Origin of the sequence: Bradyrhizobium sp. SZCCT0153 (assembly GCF_018129995.1) — a bacterium.
Lineage (GTDB): Bacteria > Pseudomonadota > Alphaproteobacteria > Rhizobiales > Xanthobacteraceae > Bradyrhizobium > Bradyrhizobium japonicum_G.
The window spans coordinates 1-23,302 of record NZ_JAFCKS010000012.1 but is presented as its reverse complement, the minus strand read 5'-3'; the positions used below and the strand labels follow the sequence as shown (position 1 = coordinate 23,302).

The following is a 23,302-nucleotide window of genomic DNA, read 5'->3' as shown; positions in this document are numbered from 1 at the left end:
CAAGTCCCGCTCTGACGTTCCAGTGAGTCTCACATGAACGTCACAAAAATGGTATCCGTGGGAATACAGATCGTCCATAGGTACTTGCTGCACTGCTCCCAAAAACCATGCAAAATATGGCGCGCAAACAACAGCTTAAGGTTCCCTGCGCCGGAACCGCGCAAAACCTCGCCCACGATCGCAGCAAAGCGCCCATGAAGCATTCAGCCTGCGAGCATTGCTCCAATCCCGTCGCGGGTGCGCTCCGGCTGCCGCGCAGATTCGGCCGCGCTCTGATCTGGCTCTACCGCCACACGCTCTCGCCGCTGGTTGGCTACAATTGCCGGCACCTGCCGACCTGCTCGGTCTATGGCGACGAGGCGATCGAGCGGTTCGGACTGTGGGCCGGCGGCTGGATGACACTCGCGCGCCTGCTCCGCTGCAACCCCTTCGGCACCTCGGGCATCGACAACGTGCCCCTGATCGCGCCACAGGGTGCACGCTGGTACTTGCCCTGGCGTTACGGCCGGTGGCGCGGAGTCAACGCCGCGTAAGCATGCTGCAGTGCTTTGCCCGTGCTTACGCGGCGTTGACTGGAACCTGAACTCACCGCTCGCATTGTTCTGATGCTCCCCCGGGAGGAAACAACAATGCGCTGGAAAATCAGCCCTCATTTCCGCTTCAGGCCTGGCCCAAATCTCGGCTCCAGGGGGCGTCACGACCCCAGGACCCTCGACATGCTCGCCATCATCGCCCTGCTGGTGCTGGTTGTCGGCTCCGGATGGTATCTGGCGATGAGTTTGGCCACGCCGCCCAGCACGACGGCGTTCATCGTGCCGAGCCAGAGCGTGCACTGGTAGGCCAGACGTCAGAGATCCAGCACCAGCCGATCGGCGTCCGATCCGCCGACGCAGACCATGAGATAGCGTTCGCGCTCGTACGGCGACAGGATGCGGTCGCGGTGTACGGGCTTGCCCTCGAGCCACCCCACCTTGCAGGCACCGCAGATGCCGCCGCAGCACGACGTCGCGATGTCGACACCTGCTTCCTGCAAGGCGGCCAGCATGCTCTGGCCCGCGCGAACCGGGATTTCGGTTCCCGAGCGCGCCAGAGCCAACGTGAACGGCTTCGCGTCGGGGTCGACGGCCGGTGGCTTCGCGACGAAGCGCTCGATATGAACATTCGCCGCCGGCCACGCTGCGGTCACGCGCTCGAAATCGCCGATCATGCTTTCCGGCCCGCAGCAGGCCACCAGCGTCTCGGCTGCGCTCTCCCCAACCAGCGCCGCAAGATCCGGACGTCCTCCCCGGGACGTGCAATGCACGACGATGCGACCTTGATCGATCAAGGGCGCCAGGTGAGACGCAAGCGGCACCTCCTCGCGCACGATCAGATGCAGCGTGAAGTCGGCATCCCCCGTTCGTGCGAGGTGCCGCGCCATCGACAGGAACGGCGTCACGCCGATGCCGCCTGCGACGAACACATGGCGCGCAATCTGCCCGCCCGGCTCCAGCCCGCCGCGCGGCAGCGAGACGCCGATGACCTCGCCAATCCTGATCTCGTCGTGAAGCGTACGCGAGCCGCCGCGTCCATCGGTCTCGCGCTTCACCGCGATGACATAGCGCGTGTTGTCGGCGGGCTCGTTGCACAGCGAATAGGTGCGGACGAGACCGTTCGGCAGGTGCAGATCGATATGCGCTCCGGGCTTGAAGGGCGGCAATTCCCATTGATCGGGATCCGTCAGCGTGAACAGCTTTATCCCGGCGCCAGCCTCTTCGATGCCGGCGACCACCGTCTTGATCGTCGTGATCGGACGCAACTTCATGCTGCGTTCCGCACGGTGTCGCCGAGCCTGACGGCGCCCCCTTGCAGGATCCTGCAGTTGAGGCCCGAGCGATTGATCAGGGGATCGAAGATCGCCTTGCCGGTGATCTCCTCGATGTGCCGGCACGGCACCGACAACCGGGTCGCTTCCAGCAAGGTCTCGCCCAGCCAGAAGCGGCGCCCGACCAGATGGTTCAGCGGCACGCCCTCGACCGTCACGTTGCGGCGGTGCTCTTCGGGGCCGAGCTCGATGCCGGCATCACGCTTGAGCGCGATCAGCGTCTCGAGCTCGAACAGGGTGACCTGGCGGCCCTCCTCGGGCTTGTGCGAGTAAAAACCTTCCTCGCGGCCGACCATGTAGCGGTCGCCTTCAATCCCTCTGCCGGCAACAAGCGTGATCGATTCCGCTGCGCGCATCGGCAGGAACGCGCGCGGGGCAAGATGAAGGAAGCGGACCACGCCGGTCCAGCCGAGCTGTGCTGCGCCGCTCTGCGCCGGGCCGGCGCTGACAATATCAAGCATGACAATTTCCCCTCGAGAGGTGATGGGTGCGCCGCAACAAGCGGCGCGCCGCGGGATCAGGTCAGTTCCTTGTTCGCCATCTCCGGCGCAAACGCGGTCGCGGTCGCGGTGACGACGGCGCAGGCGATCAGCAGCAGCGACACCGGCCAGGTTGCACCGCCGCTCCAGGCCATCAGAGAGGCCGCAATCAGCGGCGTCAACCCGCCGCTGAGGGCCGCGCCGACCTGAAACCCGAGCGAGGCGCCGCTGTAGCGCAGCCGCGCGGAGAAAAGCTCGGAGTACCAGGGCGCGCCGATGCCGAACATCACCATCTGGCCGAAGGTGATCGCGATCACGATGGTGCAGACGACGATGGTGGGATTGCGAGTGTCGAGCAGCCAGAACAGCGGGAAGGCAAATAACGCCGAGAACAGGCAGCTCGCATAGAACATCGTCTTGCGTCCGAGGAGATCGGACAGCCAGCCGAATAAGGGAATGGCGATCAGCGCAACCAGCGAGGCGGCGAACGCGCCGTTCAGCACCACCGAGCGCGACAGGCCGAGATTGGCGGTGGCGTACGACATCACGAACACGCCGCCGATGCTGGCATAGGCGATCTCCGAAATCTTCAGTCCGACCGCGGTAAAGAAGGGCCCGCGATGGTGCTTGAAGATCTCCACCACCGGCAGGCTCGCGACCTCCTTCTTGGCCTGGACCTGGCGGAAGGCGGCGGTCTCCTCCATGTTGAGGCGGATGTAGAGGCCGACGCCCACCAGCAGGATCGACAGCAGGAAAGGAATGCGCCAGCCGTAAGCCATGAACTCGCTTTCCGGCAGGCTCGCCACCAGCGCGAACATGCCGATCGCGGCGAGATTGCCGATGGGATTGCCGACTTGCACCATGCTGCCGAGCAGGCCGCGGCGATGCGTCGAACAATTCTCGACCACCATCAGCACCGCCCCGCCCCATTCGCCGCCGAGGCCGATGCCCTGGAGAAAACGCAGGCCGATCAGGAGCAACGGCGCCGCGATGCCGATCTGCTGATAGGTCGGAAGCAGGCCGATCAGGAAGGTGCCGATGCCCATCACCATGATCGTGATCGCGAGCATCGCCTTGCGGCCGACCCGGTCGCCGTAGTGGCCGAAGATTGCCGCACCCAGCGGCCGCGCCAGGAACCCGACCGCATAGGTGCCGAAGGCCGCGATGGTGGCGAGCGTGGGGTTGCCCGCGGCGAAGAAGACCTTGTTGAAGACCAGCGCGGTCGCCGTGCCATAGATCAGGAAGTCGTACCATTCGACCGCGGTGCCGATCACGCTCGACCACACGATCCGTCGCAAGCTCGCCGCTTCGTCCGGCGCTACATTCAGGGTGACGTCGTCTGCTACGGTCATCGATCTCTCCAAAAAGTACCGGCGCCAGGGAAAGCAGTTGGTTCTGTCCGTGGAGCCCATCGGCAGCCAAGGCGGTAAAATCGATCATGTTTACTGTTGGAAATCAACGACGCAGAACGCGGCAGATGCTGCGGATCGCGGCAATACGCATCATTTGCACCATTTTTCGGCGATCTTCTGCAAAATACCAGCCTGTCTGCTCACAATATCCGCGGCTGTGCTCGAAATTTCTGCGCATAAGTTTTCCATTGGAATACAGGTGTCGGGGGACCCGCGCCCGCGGTGCGGACCGCCGGGCTGGCAGTCGGCCGGCATCTGTTGCAAAAGAGGCATCAGCAGTTCAGGAGACTCATGCGTGCTTGACGTCAGCAAAGCGACAGCCGTCGGGGCCAATATCCGTCAGGCGCGGATCGCCAAGGGCCTGACGCTGGATCAACTCGCCAGGCAGAGCGACCTCACGCGCGGCTACATTTCGCTGGTCGAACGCAACCTGAAGATCCCCTCGCTCGCAGCGCTGCTGCGGATGGCGGCCGCGCTCGAGGTCAATGTCGCGAACTTCTTCGACCCGAACGCCGAGCCCGCACCGCGCTATACGCTGTTCCGCCGCGAAGGCGGCAACGTGCCGCTGTTTCAGGACACGTTCGGCGTGGTCCCGCTGGCGACCGGCCGCACCCGCAAGATGATGGAGCCGTTCCTCCTCAGCCCGCCGCACAAATCGGCGACGCGCGCCTCGCATGCAGGCGAGGAACTGCTGTTCGTCGTCAACGGCAAGATTGCGATCAAGCTCGACGGCGAAGATCTCGTCCTCGGCAAGGGCGACTGCCTGTACTTCTCAGGCGAGACCCCTCACGAGGTCAGGAGCCTCGGCCGGCAGAAGGCCGAGGTTCTGGTCGTCGTGGCCCAGAGCCCGGTGGGCTGACGTCGGCGAGTTCTACCGTAACCAGAAAAAGCGTGCCGGCGGCGGCACCGGTTCGGGCGGACGCGGCCGCTTCGGACGCTGTGGTTTGGGCGCCGGTTCGGCGGATGAGGTGGTCTCCGCACCCGGCGTCGTCTCGGACCCCGGCACCCTCACCGACAGCAACAGGTTCGACTCGTGCATGCGCCAGCGGTAGCCGACGCCGAAATCGATCGGCTGGGCGCGCGTGAACAGCTCGGCGTAACGCTCCTGGTAGCGGCCGGGGAATTCATTGATCGGTCCGAGGTAGCGGCCGAACGGGAAGAACCGCCACTGCCGCGTATTGTAGTTCGCGAGCGGAATGCCGGAATCGTCCTGGATGATGGTCGCACTGTTGGCGAGCAGCCAGTCGCGCGCGACGGTGAAGTTGCCGGAGTGCAAGAGATAGGACGCACTCTTGATCAGGCTGTTGCCGGGACCGAGCGTCCCGCAGAACTTCAGGAAGCCCGCCGCGCGCGCACCTGGGTTGGAAAGATCGGTCGAGAAATAATACAGCGTGCGCGCTTCGCCGTCGCTGCCGGCGAAGGTGATACGGGCGCCGCGCGTCGCGTTCGGTCCCGGATTGTCGTTGCCGACATGGATCCCGCCCTTGTCGTCGAGCGCGACCATCTCGACATTGCGGATGGTCTTGCCGGAGCGAACCAGGAAGACATAGAGGATCGGCAAGGTGCCGTTGACCTGGTTGGTGTGCAAATCGACCTTCATCTGCTTGGTGATGAAGAAGGAAAAGCTCAGGATCGAGCCGAGCGAGCGCTCGACATTGTAGAGCGCGGCACCGACCGAGCCGCGCGGCAGCCGTGTCAGGTCGGGCACCGCGCCGACCGGCTCCAGCGCGCCGAGCACATAAGTGCTCGCCTTGGAATAGAAGGCATTGGCATAGAGGAAATCCGGACCGCTGAACATGTAGAACATGGTCGGACGGGGTGCGGCCAGGTTGACGTCGGCCCAGCTCCGGATCTTCGAGAGCTGGCGCTGCTCGAGCTGGGCGAAGGCGCCATCGAAGAATTTCGCGTGGCGCTGCCAGCCCGGATCCTTCGTGAGCGGCACCAGCGGCGAATCCGCCGAAGGCTGCATGCCCGCAAGGAAGCGCGCGGAGTCATCGAAGGTTGCGTCGGCGGCGTGCACGGACGAGGCGGCCGCAGCCAGCAGGGCGAGAGCGACGGCCGCAATTCTCATGGGTCGAAACATGTCTATTCGCGATTGTGTGACGTGCCGGCGGCGACCGGCCGCCTGCGGAAAACGGCATAAATCAACAGGCCCGAGAGCATGACGAGCATCCCCGCCAGCGACTGCACCGGCCGCTCGGTCAACAGGTAGTACATCATGAACGCGGTCACGAGCAGGAAAATGAGCGGCGTGAACGGGTATCCCCAGGCGTGATAGGGCCGCGGCAGGTCGGGATCGGTGATGCGCAGCTTGATGACGCCGGCGACCGTGAAGAACGAGCAGAACAAGAGCGCGAACTGGATGAAGTCGAGCACCGCCTCGAAGCTGCGCGTGAACAGCAGCAGATTGGCGACCGCGAGCTGAAACAGGATGGCATAGGCTGGCGCACCGCCCACCGATCGCTTCGAGAACACGCGCAGGGCCGGAATATCCTCCCCCATCGTCATCATCACCCGCGGACCGATCCACATCATCGCGCTTATGGAGGAGATCAGGCCAAAACAGATCATCGCGCCGACGATCCGACCGCCGAGGCCGCCGAAGATGGCGCTGCCGGCGACGCTGGCGACGTCGAGCTGGCCGGCGAGTGAGCTGACCGGCGTGGAATAGAGAAACACCGCATTGAGCACGACATAGAGGACGAGCACGATCAGCGTGCCTGCGAGCAGCGCGCGCGGCAGGTCCCGCTGCGGCATGTTCATCTCGCCGATGATGTAGGTCGCGGCATTCCACCCCGAAAACGAGTACATCACGAAGACCAGCCCGATCGCGAAAGGCGCGCTGACGATGTGCGCGAGGTCGCCGGGCTGCGGCGTAAAGGCGATCGGCTGCGGCACGCCGATGATGAAGCCCGCGACCAGAAAGGCGACGATCAGCACGACCTTCAGGATGGTCGAGATCAACTGGAAGGTCGAGGAGTGCCTGACGCCGGTCAGTTGCACCAGCGACACCAGCCACACCACGCCGATGGCGAGCGGGATCGGCGGCAGATCGGGCACGACCGACTTGGCATATTCGCCGAAGGCCATCGCGGCGAGCGCGACCGGCGCCGCAAAGCCGACCGTCGCCGAGACCCAGCCTGCGAGGAAGCCGAAGGCGGGGTGATAGGCGCGGCCGAGGAAATTGTACTCGCCGCTCGAGCGCGGAAACATCGCCCCGAGCTCGCTGTAGGAGAACACCCCGCACAGCGCGACGATGCCGCCGACGGTCCACAGCAACAGGATCGAGAAGCCGGACGGGATGTCCTTGACCTGGAAACCGAGGCTGGTGAAGACGCCGACCCCGATCATGTCGGCAACGACGATGGCGGTTGCGACCAGAACGGAAACCCCGGAGCCGCTTCCGGTCAGCCGGCCAGTCCAGGGCGGCGTACCCGCATCTGATGCCGTCATCGGGGTCCTCAACCTCAGGCGTACGCCTCGTGGGAGCATCGTGCAGTTTGGTCCAGTCAATTCAAGCAGGGTTAACAAGGGTTAAATGAGGCGGGCCGGATAGGTATTCAAACACCCCTTGCGCATGGCCTCGGGCAATAAACCCGCGCAAGCATCGGAGAAGCCCGTTTTCCTTCCCCACAATCAGGACACGATTGCGTGGTCCTTTTGAGCGTTCCGGATGTGGGGAAGTTTGTCCGGACACTTAACGTCGCCTAAACGCCCGTCGGCTCAATTAGCCTAAACATTGCCGCTGGGCTTGTGGACATGACTTGGGGTCATGGGTGGATGATCGGGGCCGTTCCGAACCTGAGAGCTGACATTCGTGCAGACCGGACGACGTCCGGTCTGCACGGTCGTGCGCTCCGTTTCGTCTTGATCTCAGCCTTGGTGCCGCTGTCGCTGACGCTGGTTCAATGCGGCAACGCGCCCAATCCGGCGGCGCTTGCGACGAACTCGCAGGCCAACGTGCAGGTCGTTGCGAAGACGAACCAGCAGGTCGCAAGCAGCGACACGTTCGAGGATCGCTTCCCGGCCCCGCAGTTCAGGGAGCGCTTCCCCTCGGCCAGCGAGAGTTTCCTGCAACGGCAGATGTCGGACTTCTCGCCCAAGCGCGCCGTGCAGCAGCAGCCGGAGCAGGCGCCCTACAAGGTGGCCTCGCTGGCACCGCAGGCTCCCTATCAGCGTCCGCTGCGCGAAGACCTGACCACGCTCGTCAGCATGAAGTCGTCCGCCTTCCCCTATTTCGGCAACAACCCCGCTTCCGACGCCCCCTTCCTCAACATCTCCAAGGGCGAGCGCCGCGGCCACCGCAGCTATTCGGGCCGCGTGTTCTGGCAGGACGAGACCTACAATGACAGCCGCGTGCTGATGCACGTGCCCGAGCATTTCGACGTCCGCAAGCCGGGCGTGATCGTGGTGTTCTTCCACGGCAATGGCGCGACGCTCGAGCGAGACGTCCGCGACCGGCAGCTGGTGCCGCAGCAGATCACCGATTCCGGCGCCAATGCCGTGCTGCTCGCACCGCAAATGGCGGTGGATGCCGCCGATTCCAGCGCCGGCAAGTTCTGGCAACCCGGCGGCCTCAAGCGCTTCATGGCGGAATCGGCCGACCATCTTGCCCGCCTCACCGGCGATCCCAACAGCGCCCGCGCCTTCGCCAGCATGCCGATCGTGATCGTCGGCTACAGCGGCGGCTTCCTGCCAACGGCCTGGAGCCTCGAGGTCGGCGGCATCAGCGACCGTGTCCGCGGCGTCGTGCTGCTCGACGCCGTCTATGGCGAGATGGACAAGTTTGCCTCCTGGATCGAAAGCCACCGCTCCGGCTTCTTCGTCAGCTCCTACACCCGCTACACCGCTCGGCGCGACCGCGAGCTGATGAGCATGCTGCGGCAGAAAGGCATCAGCGTCTCCGAGGACATGGACGGCCCGTTGCGTCCCGGCAGCGTGGTGTTCGTCGAAACCGGTGACGGCATCACCCATCGTGATTATGTGACGCGCGCCTGGACACGCGACCCGCTCAAGGACGTGCTGGTGAAGATGTCGGCGACGCCGTCACTCGCGTTGACGCGCGTTGCATCCACCAATCCATCCGCGTCGAGCCGTTAGGCTTGCAATATTGCGCCAGTCGGTATTTGGCCAAGCGTGCCTGCAACTGACTCGGACCTTGATCAAAATGTGATGTTGATGACCGACATCCCCGGGAGCCACCGGATTGTTTCCGCTGGCAACGAACATAGTTTGCCGGCCAAGCTGCCATAGGAATTCTGCGGGGACAGGTCGTGCGTCAAGGATTGTACAAGGTCGACTTCCACACGGTTCACGGCACCGGTTGCGGCGTCGTCTATGTGACGGACGGCAAGATGCGCGGCGGCAATTCCGCTTTCGCGTTCGTCGGCACCTACACGGGCAAAGGCGACAGCATCAAGGTCAAGATCTCGACCGAGCGCTACAATGACGACCCGTCCTTCAAGGCGCTGTTCGGCATCGACCGGATCACCCTGACGCTCGCCGGCCGGGAGGATGGCGAGACCGCGGAATTCGAGGGCACCGCACTGCAAGTGCCTGGCGTTGCCTTCAGGGCCGTGCTGAGCCGGATCAGCGACTGACCGTCCGGCTCCCGGATCTCAAGACTTGGGCTCAGATCCTGGCCTCAGACCCTGGCCTCAGACCTTGGCCTCAGATTTCGGCTTTAGGTCTTGGGCAGTTTCGGAATGCTCTCGGCAAAGCCGTTGAAGCAGGCCAGCCGCTCGTCCTCTTCCTTGAAGAAGCGGCAATCGGCGTAGCCCTTGGCCTTCGCCGGCTTCGGCTTCGGCGTCGGTGGAATAATGGCGTCGTAGCAATTGAGCCGGTCCTTGGTGCCGTCATCGAGGTCGAGGCAGGCCTGGAGTCGGGCCGCGATCGATTGCGGCTTGCCCTTCGGCGCCGCGGCCGGCTTGGCCGTTGCCTCTTTGGTGCCCGCCTTAGTCCCCTTGGGCTTGACCTGCACCAAGGGCTTGTCCCCGACCATCGGTGGCTTGTCGGCTTGCGCGAACGCGGAGGCTGAATAGAGCACCGCGGCAACCGCCAGAATCATCCTCATCTCAGTCAACTCTCTTTGGTCCCCATGACCGGCCTTCTAGCGCCCCGGCGCGCGGTTTGCCAAGCACCTTGCGCACGCGAAAAGGCGGGATTCAGGCGGGAGCTGCGGTTGCCGGCCGGGGCCGGGTCAGGACCACCAGGATCAGCGCGAGCACGACGAAACCGACCGCAACGAAGCCGAGCGCATGCAGCAGTTCGCGGGCGAACAGCAATCCGCCGACGGCAGAGCCGACCGCCTGGCCGACATAAAGAACGGAGGTGTTGAGTGCGACGGTCGCCGATGCGAGTTGTGGCGCGGCCGCGACCAGCCGCACCTGCTGCATCGAATTGGTCGAGGCAAAGCCGAGGCCCCAGATCGCGACTGCACCCGCCATCAACACGAGCGTGCCGGCGCCGAGCGCCCAGCCCGTGATCCCTGCCAGCAGCAGGCAAGTGAACAGCAGCGAGGTGCGATAGGGTCCCGAGGTGTCGACGATGCGGGTCGCGATGACGACGCCGAGGAAGCCGCAGAGGCCGTAGAGAGCGAATACCATGCCGATCGCATCGGGCCCGGCGCCGGTCAGCCTCTTGAGCAGCGGGCCCATAAAGGTGAACACCACGAACTGCCCGGACATCTGCAGCATGGTGATCGCGAGCAACAGCAGGATCGTCCTGCTGCGGCTGACTGCGCTCCAGGTCTTCAGATCCACCGGAGTCCCCTTCAACCCCGCCGGCAGCCGCAGCAGCAACAGCACGAAACTGACGCAGCCGAGCACGCCGATCTCGCCATAGGCCGCGCGCCAGCCGTAGCGGCTGGCGATGAAAGTGATCAGCGGAAGGCCGACGGCGGCGGCGAGCGACCAGCCGAGAAAGATATAGGCGATGGTGCTGCCGCGCCGCTCCACCGGCACGATCAGCGCCGCCGTGCCGGCGGCCTGCGGCGTATAGAGCGCGCCGACCGCAAGCATCACCAGGCGGATAACGAGGAGGCTCGCATAGTCGGGTGCAAAGGCCGAGGCGAGATTGCCGAAAGCGAGCACCGCCAGCGTCGTGGTGAGCAGCGTCCGCCGCTCGATACGACTGGTGAGCCAGGCCGTCAGCGGCGAGCCGATGCACAGGATGATCGCGCCGAAGGTGAGCAGAAGACCGGCGGCACGGATGCTGACGTCGAGCCCCGTCGCCAATTCCGGCAGCATCCCCGCCGGCGCCAGCACCGAGCAGCCGGTGACGAGGTTGCCGAGCATCAGGGCGGTTGGCGCGAAACGGCCGGCGGCAGGTGACTTTTCCATGCATCTGCATGTAGAACACGCCTCCGGCCGGTTAAAGGGCGCCGTGCGAAATAGTTGGAGCACCGCCCCGGCTTTTGCGCGCCACTTTCTTGGAAATGCCGGATTGCGCAGGCCGAATCGCCTGATATATCGCTCGTTCCCGCTTACCTGCGCTCGTTCGCAGGAGTGAGCCTCAGGAGAAAAGCAATGACCGACCAGCCCAAGGACCAACCCAAGTCCGAGCAGCCCAAATCCGAATCCGGCTTTCAGTACAGCCTCAGCAATCTGAGGCCCGTGACCCCGCTGGAAAAGATCACCCTCACCTTCCCCGACGGCGCCCGGCGAGAATACGCCAAGAGCATCACCGGCCTCGAGATCGCCAAGGGCATTTCGCCGTCGCTGGCCAAGCGCACGGTTGCGATGGCGCTCGACGGCGCGGTCTGCGACCTCGACGATCCCATCGAAGCCGATGCCGGGATCGAGCTGATCAACCGTGACGATCCCCGCGCGCTCGAGCTGATCCGCCACGACTGCGCCCACGTGCTGGCCGAAGCCGTGCAGACGCTGTGGCCGGGCACGCAGGTCACCATCGGCCCCGTGATCGAGAACGGCTTCTATTACGACTTCTTCCGCAACGAGCCGTTCACGCCGGAAGACTTTGCCGCGATCGAGAAGAAGATGCGCGAGCTCATCGCGCGCGACAAACCTTTCACGAAGGAGGTTTGGGATCGCGAAAAGACAAAGCAGGTGTTCCGCGACAAGGGCGAGGCGTTCAAGGTCGAGCTGGTGGACGCCATTCCCGGCAACGAGCCGATCAAGATCTACTATCAGGGCGACTGGTTCGATCTGTGCCGCGGCCCGCACATGACCTCGACCGGCAAGGTCGGCAACGCCTTCAAATTGATGAAGGTGGCCGGCGCCTATTGGCGCGGCGACAGCAACAACCCGATGCTGACCCGCATCTACGGCACGGCGTTCGCCAAGCAGGAGGACCTCGACGCCTATCTCAAGCAGATCGAGGAGGCCGAAAAGCGCGACCATCGCAAGCTCGGGCGCGAGCTCGACCTCTTCCATTTCCAGGAGGAAGGTCCGGGCGTCGTCTTCTGGCACCCGAAGGGCTGGACCATCTTCCAGCAGCTGATCGCCTATATGCGCCGGCGCCTGACCGGTGACTACAACGAGGTCAACGCGCCGCAGATCCTCGACAAGTCGTTGTGGGAGACCTCGGGCCATTGGGGCTGGTACCGCGAGAACATGTTCGCGGCGCAGTCGGCCGGTGACGAAGCCGAGGACAAGCGCTGGTTCGCGCTCAAGCCGATGAACTGCCCCGGCCACGTGCAGATCTTCAAGCACGGCCTGAAGAGCTACCGCGACCTGCCGCTGCGGCTCGCCGAGTTCGGCGTGGTGCATCGCTACGAGCCGTCCGGCGCCATGCACGGGCTGATGCGCGTGCGCGGCTTCACCCAGGACGACGCCCACATCTTCTGCATGGAGGACCAGCTCGCCGACGAGTGCCTGAAGATCAACGAGCTCATCCTGTCGACTTACGCCGATTTCGGCTTCACCGGCGATCTCACCGTGAAGCTGTCGACGCGGCCGGAGAAGCGCGTCGGCACCGACGCGATGTGGGACCACGCCGAGCGCGTGATGGCCACCGTGCTGCGCGAGATCCAGTCGCAGAACAATCACATCAAGACCGAGATCAATCCGGGCGAAGGCGCCTTCTACGGGCCGAAGTTCGAATATGTGCTGCGCGACGCCATCGGCCGCGACTGGCAGTGCGGCACCACCCAGGTCGACTTCAACCTGCCGGAACGGTTCGGTGCGTTCTACATCGACCACGACAGCGGCAAGAAGCCGCCGGTCATGGTGCATCGCGCGATCTGCGGTTCGATGGAGCGCTTCATCGGTATCCTGATCGAGCACTATGCCGGCAACTTCCCGCTCTGGCTGTCGCCGGTGCAGGTGGTGGTCACCACCATCACGTCGGAGGCCGACGAGTATGCCAAGCAGGTGCTGGAGCAGGTCCGGCGCGCGGGGCTTCGGGCCGAGATCGACCTGCGCAACGAAAAGATCAACTACAAGGTCCGCGAGCATTCGCTGGCCAAGATCCCGGCGCTGCTCGTGGTCGGCAAGAAGGAGGCCGAGACGCAGTCGGTTTCCGTCCGCCGGCTCGGCAGCGACGGCCAGAAGGTAACGACGACGGTGGAGGCCATCGCCGCCCTCGTCGACGAGGCGACCCCGCCGGACGTGAAACGGGCGCGTGCGGCCGGCTAGCAGCCGCGCGTCCCTGCGACGCTTTGCGACTCGATTTCGCAACCTGAAGATGTAGTATCCCTCCGTCGTCATGACGGGGGGATCAGCATGAAGCTCGAATCCGCGCGCGCATTGAAGCTGGAGATCGCCAGCGAGGTCGTGCCTCCCGCCGTGGCCGCCATCAGCGCCGCCGGCGGTTTTTCGGTCACCACCTTCGCGCTGCACAAGCTGACCAATGCCGAACCCCTGGTCGCGCTGGGTGTTGCACCGGGAAAAACCGAGAATGACGTCAGGCTCGCTGTCAGATTGCAGCGCCATTCGCTGGAGCGATCGGGCGGATTGCTGGAAAATATCCGCAAGCGCGCCAAGAACGAGGTCGATGTCCGCTTCGTCGGCCGGATCGCCAAGCACGCCCTGCCTTGGTATCGCCAGCGCCAGCGGCCGCTTCAGTGCGGCTGTTCCGTCGGACACTTCAAGATCACGGCGGGAACAATCGGTGCGATCGCCAGGCAACGCAAGACCGGCCATGACGTCATCCTGAGCAACAACCATGTGCTCGCGAACGAAAACGACGCCAAAGCCGGCGACGCCATTCTGCAGGCGGGCGCCTTCGACAAGGGCAAGATGAAGGATGCGGTGGCCAAGCTCACGAAATGGGTGGACCTGCGGCCCAATGGCGCCAATCTGCTCGACGCTGCCATCGCTGCATTGTCAAAGGGCATCGACGCAGACCCGCTGGACTACAAAGGCATCGGCACGCTCGCCGGGGCGCGCATCGCGCCCCTGTCCCCCGGAATGGCGGTATCCAAGGTCGGACGGACCACCGGCGTTACCCATGGGCGGATCAGCGCGATCGAGCTCGACAAGGTCGTGATCCAGTATGACCTCGGAATGATCTCGTTCGACGACCAGGTGGAGATCGAATCCACCGGCGCCACCTCGTTCAGTGCGGGCGGCGATTCCGGCTCGCTGATCCTGGATGGGGAGAACCGCGGCTGTGCCCTGCTGTTCGCCGGCAGCGAAACCGGCGGATCGAACGGCCGCGGCCTCACCTATGCCAATCCGCTCGCAATCGTGCTCAAGAGGCTGGCAATCGACCTGCATGGCAACTAGATTACGGCCATGAACGAGACCAAGATGGCGGCGGTTCGCCGCGCCAAGGAACGGTTCAGCGCGTTGATGCCAAAGGGCCTCGACGTGGTCGGGGTCGGCATCGGCTTGAAGGGCGACGACCCGGCCCTGAAGGTCAATCTTGGAACCGCTCCGAAAGACGACAGCCTGCTGCCGGAAACGATCGACGGCGTGCCCGTTGTCTACGACTATGTCGGCAAAATCCTCAAACGCTGACCGAGGCCGCATCGCAAATCCGGCCGTCCGTCTTTTTACAATCTCTCGAAACAACCTTCCGGTTGCTTCGTCGCCGACCTATCTCGGTGACAGGAGTTGCCACTCCCTATGACGAAAGAGATCTCCGTGCCCGACGCCATCGAACTCCTGAAGACCCGCCGCTCGGTCAAGCCGCGCGAGATGTCCGGCCCCGGCCCCTCCCCGGCCGAGCTCGAGACGATCCTCACCATCGGGGCGCGCGTGCCCGACCACGGCAAGCTCGCGCCCTGGCGCTTCATCATTTTCGAGGGCGATGCGCGCCAGCGCGCCGGCGAGGTGATCGCGAAGGTCTTTGCCCGGAAGAATCCCGGCGCGCCCGCGGCGGATGTCGAGACCGAGCGCAAACGCCTCACCGATGCGCCGCTGGTGATCGGCATCGTCAGCTTCACCAGGCCGCATCCCAAGGTGCCGGCCTTCGAGCAGGAATTGTCGGCGGGCGCCAGCGTCATGAACATCGTCACGGCCGCGACCGCGCTCGGCTACGGCGCTTGCTGGCTGACCGGCTGGTTCTCCTTCGATCGCGACGTGCTGGACGGTCTCGGCCTCAAGCCGGACGAGAAGCTTGCCGGCTTCGTCCATATCGGCAAGCCGACCAAGCCGAGCGAGGACCGCCCGCGACCGGTCCTTTCTGAAATCGTGACGCGATTTTAATCGAAGGCTTGTTGACGCCCCCGACGTCTTGCGGCTTTGATCCCGGCGAGGGAGGAAGCCCGGATGATGCGTCGTGAATTTCTGGTCGGGGCCGCGCTGCTTGCAGGTACGATGGCGCGAGGCCGCGCCGCCGACATCCCGGCGCCGTCGTCCGACGGGCTCGACCGCATCACGGCGTACTTCGACAACGAGGTGACGAGCGGCCGGCTGCCGGGCGCCGTGATCCTGGTCCAGCAGCACGGCAAGCCGGTCTATCTGAAGACGTTCGGCGTGCGCGACACCAGGACGGGCCTCGCGATGACGCCCGATACGGTCTTCGCCATCCACTCCATGACCAAGCCGATCACGTGCCTTGGCGCGATGATGTTGATCGACGACGGCAAGCTCGCGCTCGCCGATCCCGTCTCGAAATACATCCCCCTCTTTGCCGATACCAAGGTGGGCCTCGAGGTCACCAATCCCGACGGCACGCTGGCGGTGGATCTCGTGCCGCCGGTCCGTCCCGTCAACATCGAGGATCTGCTGCGGCACACCTCGGGCATCAGCTACGACTATATCGGCGGCAAATGGGTCGAGCAGGCCTACAAGGCCGCCAACATCTTCGAGGGGCAATTCAACAACAGGGAATTCGCCGAGCGCATCGCGAAATTGCCGCTGGCGCGGCAGCCGGGAACGCTGTGGCGCTACGGCCATTCCACCGACGTGCTCGGCAGCGTCATCGAGATCATCTCGGGGCAGACGCTGTACGCATTCCTCAAGCAGCGCATCTTTGATCCACTCGGCATGAGCAGCACCAAGTTCACGCTGGCGACGGAAGACGAGCTCGCGCGGATGGCGCGGCCGCTGCCGAACGACTACATCCTGCTCGCCGCCGAGCGCGACCGCCTCGACCATCCCGAATGGCAGTCCGGCGGCGGCGGGCTGCTCTCGACCATCAGCGACTATCAGCGCTTCTCGCAGATGCTGCTCAACGGCGGCGAGTTCGAGGGCAAGCGCTATCTGAGCGCTGCTGCCTTCAAGGCCATGACGACCGATCACATCGGGCCGGGCTCCGGCGTTGCCCGCGACTATTTCTATTTCCCGGGCGACGGCTTCGGCTATGGCTACGGCCTCGCGATGCGCACCGATCCCGGCAATGCGAAACCTCCGCCGCCGGGCTCGCTTGGCGAGTTGAAATGGGACTCAGGCAGCGGCACCTATTTCGGCGTCGATCCCAAGCTCGACATGGTCTATCTGTTGATGCAGCAGACCCAGAACGAGCGTGGCCGCATCACGCCCGCGTTCAAGGCGCTGGTCTATGACTGCTATCCCGAAGGGCTACGCCGCCCGTGAGGCGCGCCGGCCGAAATCGGCGAGCAGCTTTGCGATCTCGGCAGCAGGCCGCGCCGCGCTGAACAAGAAGCCCTGCACCTCGTTGCAGCCTTCGGCGCGGAGCCAGTCGAGCTGATCCTCGGTCTCGACGCCCTCCGCGGTCGTGGTGATGTTGAGGCTGCGGCCGAGGCCGGAGATCGCGCGCACGATCGCTCCGCAATCGGGCCGCAGCGCCAGATCCTTGACGAAGGAGCGGTCGATCTTGATCTTGTCAAAGGGAAAGCTGCGGAGATAGCTGAGGCTGGAATAGCCGGTGCCGAAATCGTCCATGGAGATGCTGACGCCGAGCTCGCGCAACTGATGCAGGATGGCGAGATTGGCGTCGGTCTCGGCCAGGAAGATCGACTCGGTGATCTCGAGCTCGAGCCGCTTCGGCGACAGGCCGGACCGCGCCAGTGCCGAGATCACGACCTGAACCAGATTGCGGCTGCGGAATTGCGCCGGCGACAGATTGACCGCGACCTTGACGTCGACCGGCCATTTCACCGCCTCGGCGCAGGCCTCGCGCAGCACCCACTCACCGAGCTGGGTGATCAGGCCGATGTCTTCTGCGACCGGAATGAACTCCGCCGGTGAGATCATGCCCTTGTCCGGGTGAAGCCAGCGCAACAGCGACTCGAAGCCGGAGATGCGGTCGGAGGCGATCGACACCAGCGGCTGGTAGTGCAGCTCGAACTCGCCATTGGCAAAGGCGCGGCGCAGATCGAGCTCCATGTCGCGACGCTTCTGCGCCTGCAGATCCATCTCGCGCTCGAAGAAATGATGCACGCCGCCACCGTCGGACTTCGCCCGGTACAGCGCCATGTCGGCGTTGCGCATCAGCTTTTCCGACGTCACGCCGTCACCCGGCGACAGCGCGATGCCGATGCTGGCACCGATCACCATCTCCTGGCCATCGAGCTCGTAGGGCGCCTTCAGCATGTCGATCAGCAGGCTCGCACAGGCGCTGGCTTCGTTCGGCGAGACATCGGCCGCGAGAATCACGGCGAACTCGTCGCCGCCGAGCCGCGCCGCGATATTGGCGCCGCGGACCGTGGTGCCCAGACGTGCGGCGACTTCCTTCAACAGGCGGTCGCCCACCGGATGGCCGAAGGAATCGTTGATGTTCTTGAACAGATCGAGATCGATGTAGAGCACGCCGACCCGTTTCCCCGCGGCCTGGTCGAGCGCCTGCTTCAGGCGCTCCTGGAAATATTCGCGGTTCGGCAGGTTGGTGAGCCCGTCATGGTGCGCCATATGGGCGATCCGCGCCTCCGCCTTGCGCCGTTCGGTGATGTCGACCACCGCGACCAGATAACCGTCGCGATCGTCGAAGGCAACGCGGCGGCCGAAGGTGAGCACCTCGATCTCGCTGCCGTCGGCGCGCAGATGCCGCCAGTTGCGCGAGGAGTGATAGGTGTCGCCGACGCATTCGAGCGCCTCGGCGCGGCTGTCCCACTCGTCCTGCGGCCAGATCTCGTGCAGCCTCATGCGCAGGAAGACGGCACGGCTGTAACCGTAATGCTGGACCGCCGCGTCGTTGACGCCGAGGAACTGCTTGGTCTCGGCATCGAACACCCACATCGGCATCGGGTTGTTGTCGAACAGCAGGCGGAACGAGGCGTCGCGCCGCTTCAACACGGTGACATCCGAGATCGTCAGCGAAACCATGTCGGCGAAGGCGGTGGCGCTCAGCCGCAGGTTCCGGCCATCGCTATCGATCTCGAAACAACGAGGGGCGCCGTCCGCAATGACCTCGCGCAATCGATCCATCACCTCGGGCGAAGACAGCAGGCTCTCACCATCGAGGAGTCGTTGCCATTGCAGGGTATGCGGTCCTGCTCCCAGCAGCTTCGAGGCGCCTTGATTGTGGTGCACGACTTGAAAGTCGAACGGCCGTCCACCGGCGTCGCGCAGGGTCGCCAGCGACACCACGGCGTCGTCGGTCGAGGCGAAGATCGCATCCAGCAGGTTGTACTGCGCGCCCCGCTCGTTGACGTAGGCACCGACCAGCGTCGCGCCCCAGCGCGAGGACGTCGGCAGCGCCAGCAGATCGTAGGTCCTGACCATGCCGTCGCGAACGCAATGTGCGCTGGCCTGGTGCGGCCGTCCGTTGTGGAGTGCGCCGGCCACCGCTTCCGACAGCGCCGCGGCGCAATCGGGCGCGAGCCCGGCGACCGGTATGTCCCAGCGCTCCTCGCCCAGCCATTTCTGCACATAACGTCCGCTGCGCGACAGTTCGAGCGCACCGTCGCCCTTGAGCAGCGCGATGTGGTCGGCGAGCCGTCCCAGGCTGCCGAGCATCACGTCCTCGTAGCGCGGCAGCCGTTCGCCCGGCTTCAACGCGGCATGCCATTTGCGTTGAAGCACCGGGATGTCGTCAAACATTTCGGCGGCCGGTTTTCCCGACACTTTCTTCGCGGCAGTCATGGCAGTCCCCAACGCACTTTCCGAGGGCATCCAATGCAGGCGCGCTTAAGGACGTGTAAAGAGCGCTCGGGCGCAGGTTCCATTCGGCGACTATGACAGTTTTAAGTCGGGTGTTGGTTAGTGCGCGTTAGAGACCATGACGGTTGTGCGAAGGCGCCGAGCGCGTCCGCCGCGCTCGTGTCCCGGAAGCGCTGCAGCGTTCTTGCGCTGCCGCGCAGAGGCGGGACCCAGAAGACCACACGGATCACGGCGGCATGGGCCCCAAGCTCTACAGCGCATCACTTCGTGCTGCGCAGCGTCCGGGGCACGAGAGCGTTGTCGAATGACCGACATGGGCTCGCATCCTCGCGGCGAATTTCGCCCGAGCTTTGCTTGATCGACTCACCCTCATGAAAGAGGGCGCAGGGAAGACCGGGTGCCGGCTGGCACCCGCGGTCCACTGTGCGAAGTTGCAGTAGGAAATCTGCACAGCGGCATACAGGTGTAGCCAGGACATCCGGCCTTCCCTGCGCAGGGGAAAATAAACAGGCGTATGGATGCCTGAGGCGGGCACCATGCCCGCTAAGCCATTGATCCGTCGCGCATTATCGCTACATGCTTCCAAGGGCTTCCTTAAGCCTTCGGATGCATATCGCGACACATCGCGAGACACACGGGGATCATCATGGCGCGCAAGGTCAGACACTCGGCACTCGAAAGTCCTACCGCAAGATCGAAACTGCAAATCCGCCGCCGTCCGTACAACGGCCCATCGCTCGGACGTGGCGTCGCGTTGCTATACCGGCGCAACAAGACCAACGGCACATGGGTCTTGAAAAGCAGCGACGGCCACGGCGCCTACTGGACGAAAGCCTTCGCACTCGCCGACGATTTCGAGGACAGCGACGGCAAGCGGGTGTTGTCATTCCATCAAGCGCAGGACGCCGCGCGCAAGCTGGCACGTGGCGAGGATGGCGGCACCGAGGCCGCGCCGCTCAGCGTCGATGCCGCGCTCAAGGCTTACCGCAGCGATCTGGAGGCGCGGCAAGCCAACGCCTACAACGCGCTCTGGCCGCGCCTGCATCTCACCAGCGTGCTGCTCAGCAAGCCGGTGGCCCTGCTCGGCGCCGATGAACTGACGAAATGGCGCAATGGGCTGCTCAGCAAGATGGCGCCGTCAACGGTCAACCGTCTCTGTCGTTGCGTCTGTGCCGCGCTGGAATTGGCCGCGCAGCTCGACAAGACCGAGCGCATCGCCGAGAATCGGTCCGCTTGGCAAATCGGCTTGTCCGCGCTGCCCGACGCGGGCAAGGCGCGCAACGTCATCTTGACGGATCGGAAGGTCCGGGAATTCGTCGCCGAAGCCTACGGGCTCGATGCCTCGCTCGGTTTGCTCAGTGACGTGCTGGCGATCACGGGCGCGCGGCCGAGCCAAGTGATCCGCTTGCTGGTGGCCGATCTGCATGACCATCCGACCAAGCCGAAACTATCGATGCCGCGATCCGGCAAGGGCGGCAGCAAGAATCGTGCGGCGCGCCGGGTTGAGCGCTTCAGTGTGCCGATCACGCCTGCGCTGGCGGTGAAGTTGCGAGAGGCCACCAAGGGCCGCGCCGACGATGCGCCGCTATTGCTGCAGAGTGACGGCACGCGGTGGCCCGACAATCCCGGCCAAACCTATCACCGTCAGATCGACAAAGTCGTCAAAGCGATCGGTGCCGGACCTGAAACGACGGCCTACGCCTTGAGGCATTCCAGCATCGTGAGGCGGTTGCTGCAAAGAGCGCCGGTGCGGTTAGTCGCGGCGTTGCACGACACCAGCGTCAAAATGATCGAGATGCACTACAGCCGCTACATCACCGAGCATGCCGATGATCACGCGCGCATCGGCTTGCTACAGGATGAGCTGCCGGACAACGTGACGCCGATGCGCGCGGCGTGAGTGAAGCGCAACGTTTGAGAAAACCGGCGGTCTCCGCCGGTTTTTTTGTGTCTTCAATCGTCGCGGGTTGTCAGGAAATCTGATCAATGATTGCGAGTGAAAGCCCGCCGAGACTTGTAGACCGCAATATTTTTCGGCGGGGCTTGCGTTCGCCGTCGATGGGTCGATGCTTATGCATGAGGCGAAGTCTGCTTCGCCGATTTGGAGGAGAGCGCGATGGCCCGTCCCGAGACCACTGGCAAGAAGATCAGCACCGCTGGCGGCAAGAAGAAAGCCGGTCCGGCCCGCAAGTCCGACGCCGACGATGACGCGGATGACGATGATGGTTCGTACACCGTCGATGAGTTCTGCCGCCGCAACAAAATCTCGCTGCAGGCCTTCTACAAGCATCGTGCCGATATGCCGCGCGGCTATCTTGTCGGTAGCAAACGTTTGATCAGCCGCGAAGAGGACAGGGAGTGGCGAACGGCGCGCACCGAAGCCGCAAAGTCGCAGCCGCTGGTCACCGACATCTTCCACCGGAATCAAAAGCAGCGCCGTGCCCGCGAGCAGGCCGCGCAATGACACGACACGCACCATCATCACCACGCGCACACAAGCCCCGGCATCGTCCGGGGCTTTTTCTTTGTCAGGTCAGGAAAACTGACAAGCGGAGAATGAGCAAGCAGATCGGAGAAGATCACATCATGGCGAAAGCTGCATCGAAATCATGGCGCGACGTCCTGCCGATTCACCCTGCCGCTGAGATGTTTCCGCGCATGTCGAAGAACGAGCTGCTCGCGCTGGGCGAGGACATTAAGCGACATGGTTTGCGCGAAGGGATTGCGCTCTACAATGACGTCTTGCTTGATGGCATCAACAGGCTCGACGCAATGGAGGCGGTTGGCACCAACCTGATCACTGGCAACGGAGAGATCAATTGGGCGCTTCTGTCGCCTCTCGACGTTCGAAACATTGATCCTTACGAGTATGTCGTCAGTGCCAACCTCCATCGTCGCCATCTCACCACCGAGCAGAAACGCGAGCTGGTCGAGAAGCTGGTGAAAGCGACTCCGGAGAAGTCGGACCGCCAGATCGCGGAGACAACCAAGACGAGCCCGACCACGGTCGGCAAAGTCAGGAAGGTCATTCTGCTATGGGCTGACTTCCGCTTCTGCGCCATAGCTGACCTTCACGGCAGTGCTTGCTGAGGGCTGCTTCTGACCCATTGCAGTCATCGAGGACTGCATGCAAGCTGAACGGGGATCGGACGAGATAATTCGCAGAGGCTAGGTTCATGACAGCAACACTTTGGGAGGTCCCGGTCCCTCCCACTCAGGTTGAATCTACAAGAATTGAGCAGTTGCCGAAGCGTATCACGCGCTTGGCCATTTCCTTAGTGGTGCTGAGGGATGATGTTGATGTGGTTGAATATCACGATCTTTCTTTTGAGGGGACCGAGCTGTTCAAGTGCACCTATCTCACCTCTCTAACACGAGAGATGATCCGGTCAGCTTACGGCAAGCTCGTGGATTTAGGGCGTACTGAATTGTGGTCTCAGATTGCCGACAGATCGCAGAAAGAGAATATTCGGCACTTAATGATTTGCTTCGATGACGGCCCTTGTTACGAGGTTGTCTGCACCAGCTTTTCGCACTTGAAAAGATAAACTGTGATGTCGCCTATTGGCCCTTCAGAGACCTCGGCACACGTCCGCTTTTTGACCGCTGTTGGAAGTTGAGCGGACATCAGGCGGCTGGCGCGTAGACGTACATGGCCTAGAGCCCCAAAGCTGAAACGGTCCGGCAGCCGTGAGGCCGCCGGACCGGATCGCAAGTATCGGTTGGTGATGCAGATAACTCGGTTGTCGCAGGGCGTCGCGGGTGTTGGTTGAGCGAGATCAAGCTGCGATGTCCGGGCGAGTACGGGGGCGCCGATGATGAGGTCGCCGAGGCGCTGCGTGAGCTTGCGCGGGGCGCGGTGCTGGAGCGGGAGGGTGTGGGTTTTCCGGCAGCCCGCACCTCGGCGGCCCGGATACTGGGAAATTTCCCAACGGTGGGGATGCTTATGGATGGAAGATATTTTTGGCCAGCCGGATCGCGACACAACGGAGGACACAACGGCAACACCTCGTTGATTTCTCTGCTGTTTTTGCCGTCTGCGAAGCCCTGCGCAGTGGCTTTACGGCTTATGTCGCGCTCTCCCCGGGGAGCGATGCACTATTGCCCCCGTCGCCTTGCGGATGGCTGATGCGCGCG

General features: G+C 63.8%; 22 protein-coding genes. 14 read left to right on the top strand and 8 right to left on the bottom strand.

The window, feature by feature from the left end:
- The first annotated feature begins 194 nt into the window (after positions 1 to 194).
- Both yidD and JQ572_RS32150 read left to right on the top strand, forming a co-directional pair.
- Positions 195 to 533: a membrane protein insertion efficiency factor YidD gene (gene yidD, locus JQ572_RS32155; RefSeq protein WP_211386856.1), complete on the top strand. Its 339-nt coding sequence runs from the start codon at positions 195 to 197 to the stop codon at positions 531 to 533.
- A 96-nt stretch (positions 534 to 629) separates the two neighbouring features.
- On the top strand, positions 630 to 839 hold the full coding sequence (locus JQ572_RS32150) for a hypothetical protein (RefSeq protein ID WP_211386855.1): 210 nt from the start codon (positions 630 to 632) through the stop codon (positions 837 to 839).
- Between the two features lie 8 nt (positions 840 to 847).
- Here the strand turns inward: JQ572_RS32150 and JQ572_RS32145 are convergent, their stop codons facing one another.
- Genes JQ572_RS32145 through JQ572_RS32135 form a run of 3 tightly spaced genes read right to left on the bottom strand, consistent with a single transcriptional unit; the run spans position 848 to position 3,695 of the window.
- A complete protein-coding gene (locus tag JQ572_RS32145) occupies positions 848 to 1,804 on the bottom strand; it encodes a PDR/VanB family oxidoreductase (protein WP_211386854.1) in 957 nt (318 codons plus the stop codon).
- On the bottom strand, positions 1,801 to 2,325 hold the full coding sequence (locus tag JQ572_RS32140; protein WP_211386853.1) for an MOSC domain-containing protein: 525 nt from the start codon (positions 2,323 to 2,325) through the stop codon (positions 1,801 to 1,803). The genes JQ572_RS32145 and JQ572_RS32140 overlap by 4 nt, the downstream gene beginning before the upstream one ends.
- A gap of 56 nt (positions 2,326 to 2,381) precedes the next feature.
- Positions 2,382 to 3,695 (bottom strand): MFS transporter, encoded by a 1,314-nt coding sequence (locus tag JQ572_RS32135; RefSeq protein ID WP_211386852.1) that lies wholly within the window; start codon positions 3,693 to 3,695, stop codon positions 2,382 to 2,384.
- Positions 3,696 to 4,050: 355 nt separating this feature from the next.
- Between JQ572_RS32135 and JQ572_RS32130 the strand changes: the two genes are divergently transcribed.
- Positions 4,051 to 4,614, top strand: coding sequence for a helix-turn-helix domain-containing protein (locus tag JQ572_RS32130; RefSeq protein WP_211386851.1), 564 nt, complete (start codon positions 4,051 to 4,053; stop codon positions 4,612 to 4,614).
- A 12-nt stretch (positions 4,615 to 4,626) separates the two neighbouring features.
- Here JQ572_RS32130 and JQ572_RS32125 read toward each other — a convergent pair whose 3' ends face one another.
- Together JQ572_RS32125 and JQ572_RS32120 are read right to left on the bottom strand one after the other, a co-directional pair.
- Positions 4,627 to 5,826, bottom strand: coding sequence for a hypothetical protein (locus JQ572_RS32125; RefSeq protein ID WP_249129605.1), 1,200 nt, complete (start codon positions 5,824 to 5,826; stop codon positions 4,627 to 4,629).
- A gap of 14 nt (positions 5,827 to 5,840) precedes the next feature.
- Positions 5,841 to 7,208, bottom strand: coding sequence for an APC family permease (locus JQ572_RS32120; RefSeq protein WP_211386849.1), 1,368 nt, complete (start codon positions 7,206 to 7,208; stop codon positions 5,841 to 5,843).
- 327 nt (positions 7,209 to 7,535) lie between these two features.
- Between JQ572_RS32120 and JQ572_RS32115 the strand changes: the two genes are divergently transcribed.
- Both JQ572_RS32115 and JQ572_RS32110 read left to right on the top strand, forming a co-directional pair.
- Positions 7,536 to 8,855, top strand: a complete 1,320-nt coding sequence (locus tag JQ572_RS32115) for an alpha/beta hydrolase (protein WP_211386848.1) — start codon at positions 7,536 to 7,538, stop codon at positions 8,853 to 8,855.
- A gap of 173 nt (positions 8,856 to 9,028) precedes the next feature.
- Positions 9,029 to 9,355, top strand: a complete 327-nt coding sequence (locus tag JQ572_RS32110; protein WP_211386847.1) for a GrlR family regulatory protein — start codon at positions 9,029 to 9,031, stop codon at positions 9,353 to 9,355.
- 83 nt (positions 9,356 to 9,438) lie between these two features.
- Here JQ572_RS32110 and JQ572_RS32105 read toward each other — a convergent pair whose 3' ends face one another.
- A complete protein-coding gene (locus JQ572_RS32105) occupies positions 9,439 to 9,828 on the bottom strand; it encodes a hypothetical protein (protein WP_211386846.1) in 390 nt (129 codons plus the stop codon).
- Positions 9,829 to 9,919: 91 nt separating this feature from the next.
- Complete coding sequence (locus JQ572_RS32100) at positions 9,920 to 11,095, bottom strand: MFS transporter (protein ID WP_211386845.1); 1,176 nt, start codon at positions 11,093 to 11,095, stop codon at positions 9,920 to 9,922.
- Positions 11,096 to 11,281: 186 nt separating this feature from the next.
- On the opposite strand from JQ572_RS32100, the gene thrS reads away from it, so the two are divergent.
- The 5 genes from thrS to JQ572_RS32075 all read left to right on the top strand — a co-directional run bounded on the left by thrS (position 11,282) and on the right by JQ572_RS32075 (position 16,699).
- Complete coding sequence (gene thrS, locus JQ572_RS32095; RefSeq protein ID WP_211386844.1) at positions 11,282 to 13,351, top strand: threonine--tRNA ligase; 2,070 nt, start codon at positions 11,282 to 11,284, stop codon at positions 13,349 to 13,351.
- 87 nt (positions 13,352 to 13,438) lie between these two features.
- Positions 13,439 to 14,443, top strand: coding sequence for a chymotrypsin family serine protease (locus JQ572_RS32090; RefSeq protein ID WP_211386843.1), 1,005 nt, complete (start codon positions 13,439 to 13,441; stop codon positions 14,441 to 14,443).
- Between the two features lie 9 nt (positions 14,444 to 14,452).
- Positions 14,453 to 14,677, top strand: a complete 225-nt coding sequence (locus JQ572_RS32085; protein WP_211386842.1) for a hypothetical protein — start codon at positions 14,453 to 14,455, stop codon at positions 14,675 to 14,677.
- Between the two features lie 126 nt (positions 14,678 to 14,803).
- Entirely contained in the window at positions 14,804 to 15,367 is a 564-nt protein-coding gene (locus JQ572_RS32080; RefSeq protein ID WP_211386932.1) for a nitroreductase family protein, read from the top strand.
- Between the two features lie 63 nt (positions 15,368 to 15,430).
- Positions 15,431 to 16,699 (top strand): serine hydrolase domain-containing protein, encoded by a 1,269-nt coding sequence (locus JQ572_RS32075; RefSeq protein ID WP_211386841.1) that lies wholly within the window; start codon positions 15,431 to 15,433, stop codon positions 16,697 to 16,699.
- Here the strand turns inward: JQ572_RS32075 and JQ572_RS32070 are convergent.
- Entirely contained in the window at positions 16,685 to 19,147 is a 2,463-nt protein-coding gene (locus JQ572_RS32070) for a putative bifunctional diguanylate cyclase/phosphodiesterase (RefSeq protein ID WP_211386840.1), read from the bottom strand. The genes JQ572_RS32075 and JQ572_RS32070 overlap by 15 nt on opposite strands.
- A gap of 664 nt (positions 19,148 to 19,811) precedes the next feature.
- Here JQ572_RS32070 and JQ572_RS32065 point away from each other — a divergent pair.
- The 4 genes from JQ572_RS32065 to JQ572_RS32050 all read left to right on the top strand — a co-directional run bounded on the left by JQ572_RS32065 (position 19,812) and on the right by JQ572_RS32050 (position 22,713).
- Positions 19,812 to 21,065 (top strand): site-specific integrase, encoded by a 1,254-nt coding sequence (locus JQ572_RS32065; RefSeq protein WP_211386839.1) that lies wholly within the window; start codon positions 19,812 to 19,814, stop codon positions 21,063 to 21,065.
- A gap of 216 nt (positions 21,066 to 21,281) precedes the next feature.
- The gene (locus JQ572_RS32060) at positions 21,282 to 21,629 is read left to right on the top strand and encodes a hypothetical protein (RefSeq protein WP_211386838.1); all 348 of its coding nucleotides are present in this window, start codon (positions 21,282 to 21,284) and stop codon (positions 21,627 to 21,629) included.
- Between the two features lie 92 nt (positions 21,630 to 21,721).
- A complete protein-coding gene (locus tag JQ572_RS32055; protein WP_211386837.1) occupies positions 21,722 to 22,255 on the top strand; it encodes a ParB N-terminal domain-containing protein in 534 nt (177 codons plus the stop codon).
- 86 nt (positions 22,256 to 22,341) lie between these two features.
- Complete coding sequence (locus JQ572_RS32050) at positions 22,342 to 22,713, top strand: hypothetical protein (protein WP_211386836.1); 372 nt, start codon at positions 22,342 to 22,344, stop codon at positions 22,711 to 22,713.
- Positions 22,714 to 23,302 lie beyond the last annotated feature (589 nt).

Coding starts and splice junctions, on each gene's coding strand:
- JQ572_RS32050 (WP_211386836.1), top strand. CDS start 22,342: ATGACAGCAACACTTTGGGAGGTCCCGGTCCCTCCCACTCAGGTTGAA.
- yidD (WP_211386856.1), top strand. CDS start 195: ATGAAGCATTCAGCCTGCGAGCATTGCTCCAATCCCGTCGCGGGTGCG.
- JQ572_RS32120 (WP_211386849.1), bottom strand. CDS start 7,208: ATGACGGCATCAGATGCGGGTACGCCGCCCTGGACTGGCCGGCTGACC.
- JQ572_RS32090 (WP_211386843.1), top strand. CDS start 13,439: ATGAAGCTCGAATCCGCGCGCGCATTGAAGCTGGAGATCGCCAGCGAG.
- JQ572_RS32150 (WP_211386855.1), top strand. CDS start 630: ATGCGCTGGAAAATCAGCCCTCATTTCCGCTTCAGGCCTGGCCCAAAT.
- JQ572_RS32070 (WP_211386840.1), bottom strand. CDS start 19,147: ATGACTGCCGCGAAGAAAGTGTCGGGAAAACCGGCCGCCGAAATGTTT.
- JQ572_RS32105 (WP_211386846.1), bottom strand. CDS start 9,828: ATGAGGATGATTCTGGCGGTTGCCGCGGTGCTCTATTCAGCCTCCGCG.
- JQ572_RS32140 (WP_211386853.1), bottom strand. CDS start 2,325: ATGCTTGATATTGTCAGCGCCGGCCCGGCGCAGAGCGGCGCAGCACAG.
- thrS (WP_211386844.1), top strand. CDS start 11,282: ATGACCGACCAGCCCAAGGACCAACCCAAGTCCGAGCAGCCCAAATCC.
- JQ572_RS32145 (WP_211386854.1), bottom strand. CDS start 1,804: ATGAAGTTGCGTCCGATCACGACGATCAAGACGGTGGTCGCCGGCATC.
- JQ572_RS32065 (WP_211386839.1), top strand. CDS start 19,812: ATGGCGCGCAAGGTCAGACACTCGGCACTCGAAAGTCCTACCGCAAGA.
- JQ572_RS32125 (WP_249129605.1), bottom strand. CDS start 5,826: ATGAGAATTGCGGCCGTCGCTCTCGCCCTGCTGGCTGCGGCCGCCTCG.
- JQ572_RS32085 (WP_211386842.1), top strand. CDS start 14,453: ATGAACGAGACCAAGATGGCGGCGGTTCGCCGCGCCAAGGAACGGTTC.
- JQ572_RS32100 (WP_211386845.1), bottom strand. CDS start 11,095: ATGGAAAAGTCACCTGCCGCCGGCCGTTTCGCGCCAACCGCCCTGATG.
- JQ572_RS32115 (WP_211386848.1), top strand. CDS start 7,536: ATGATCGGGGCCGTTCCGAACCTGAGAGCTGACATTCGTGCAGACCGG.
- JQ572_RS32060 (WP_211386838.1), top strand. CDS start 21,282: ATGGCCCGTCCCGAGACCACTGGCAAGAAGATCAGCACCGCTGGCGGC.
- JQ572_RS32075 (WP_211386841.1), top strand. CDS start 15,431: ATGATGCGTCGTGAATTTCTGGTCGGGGCCGCGCTGCTTGCAGGTACG.
- JQ572_RS32055 (WP_211386837.1), top strand. CDS start 21,722: ATGAGCAAGCAGATCGGAGAAGATCACATCATGGCGAAAGCTGCATCG.
- JQ572_RS32135 (WP_211386852.1), bottom strand. CDS start 3,695: ATGACCGTAGCAGACGACGTCACCCTGAATGTAGCGCCGGACGAAGCG.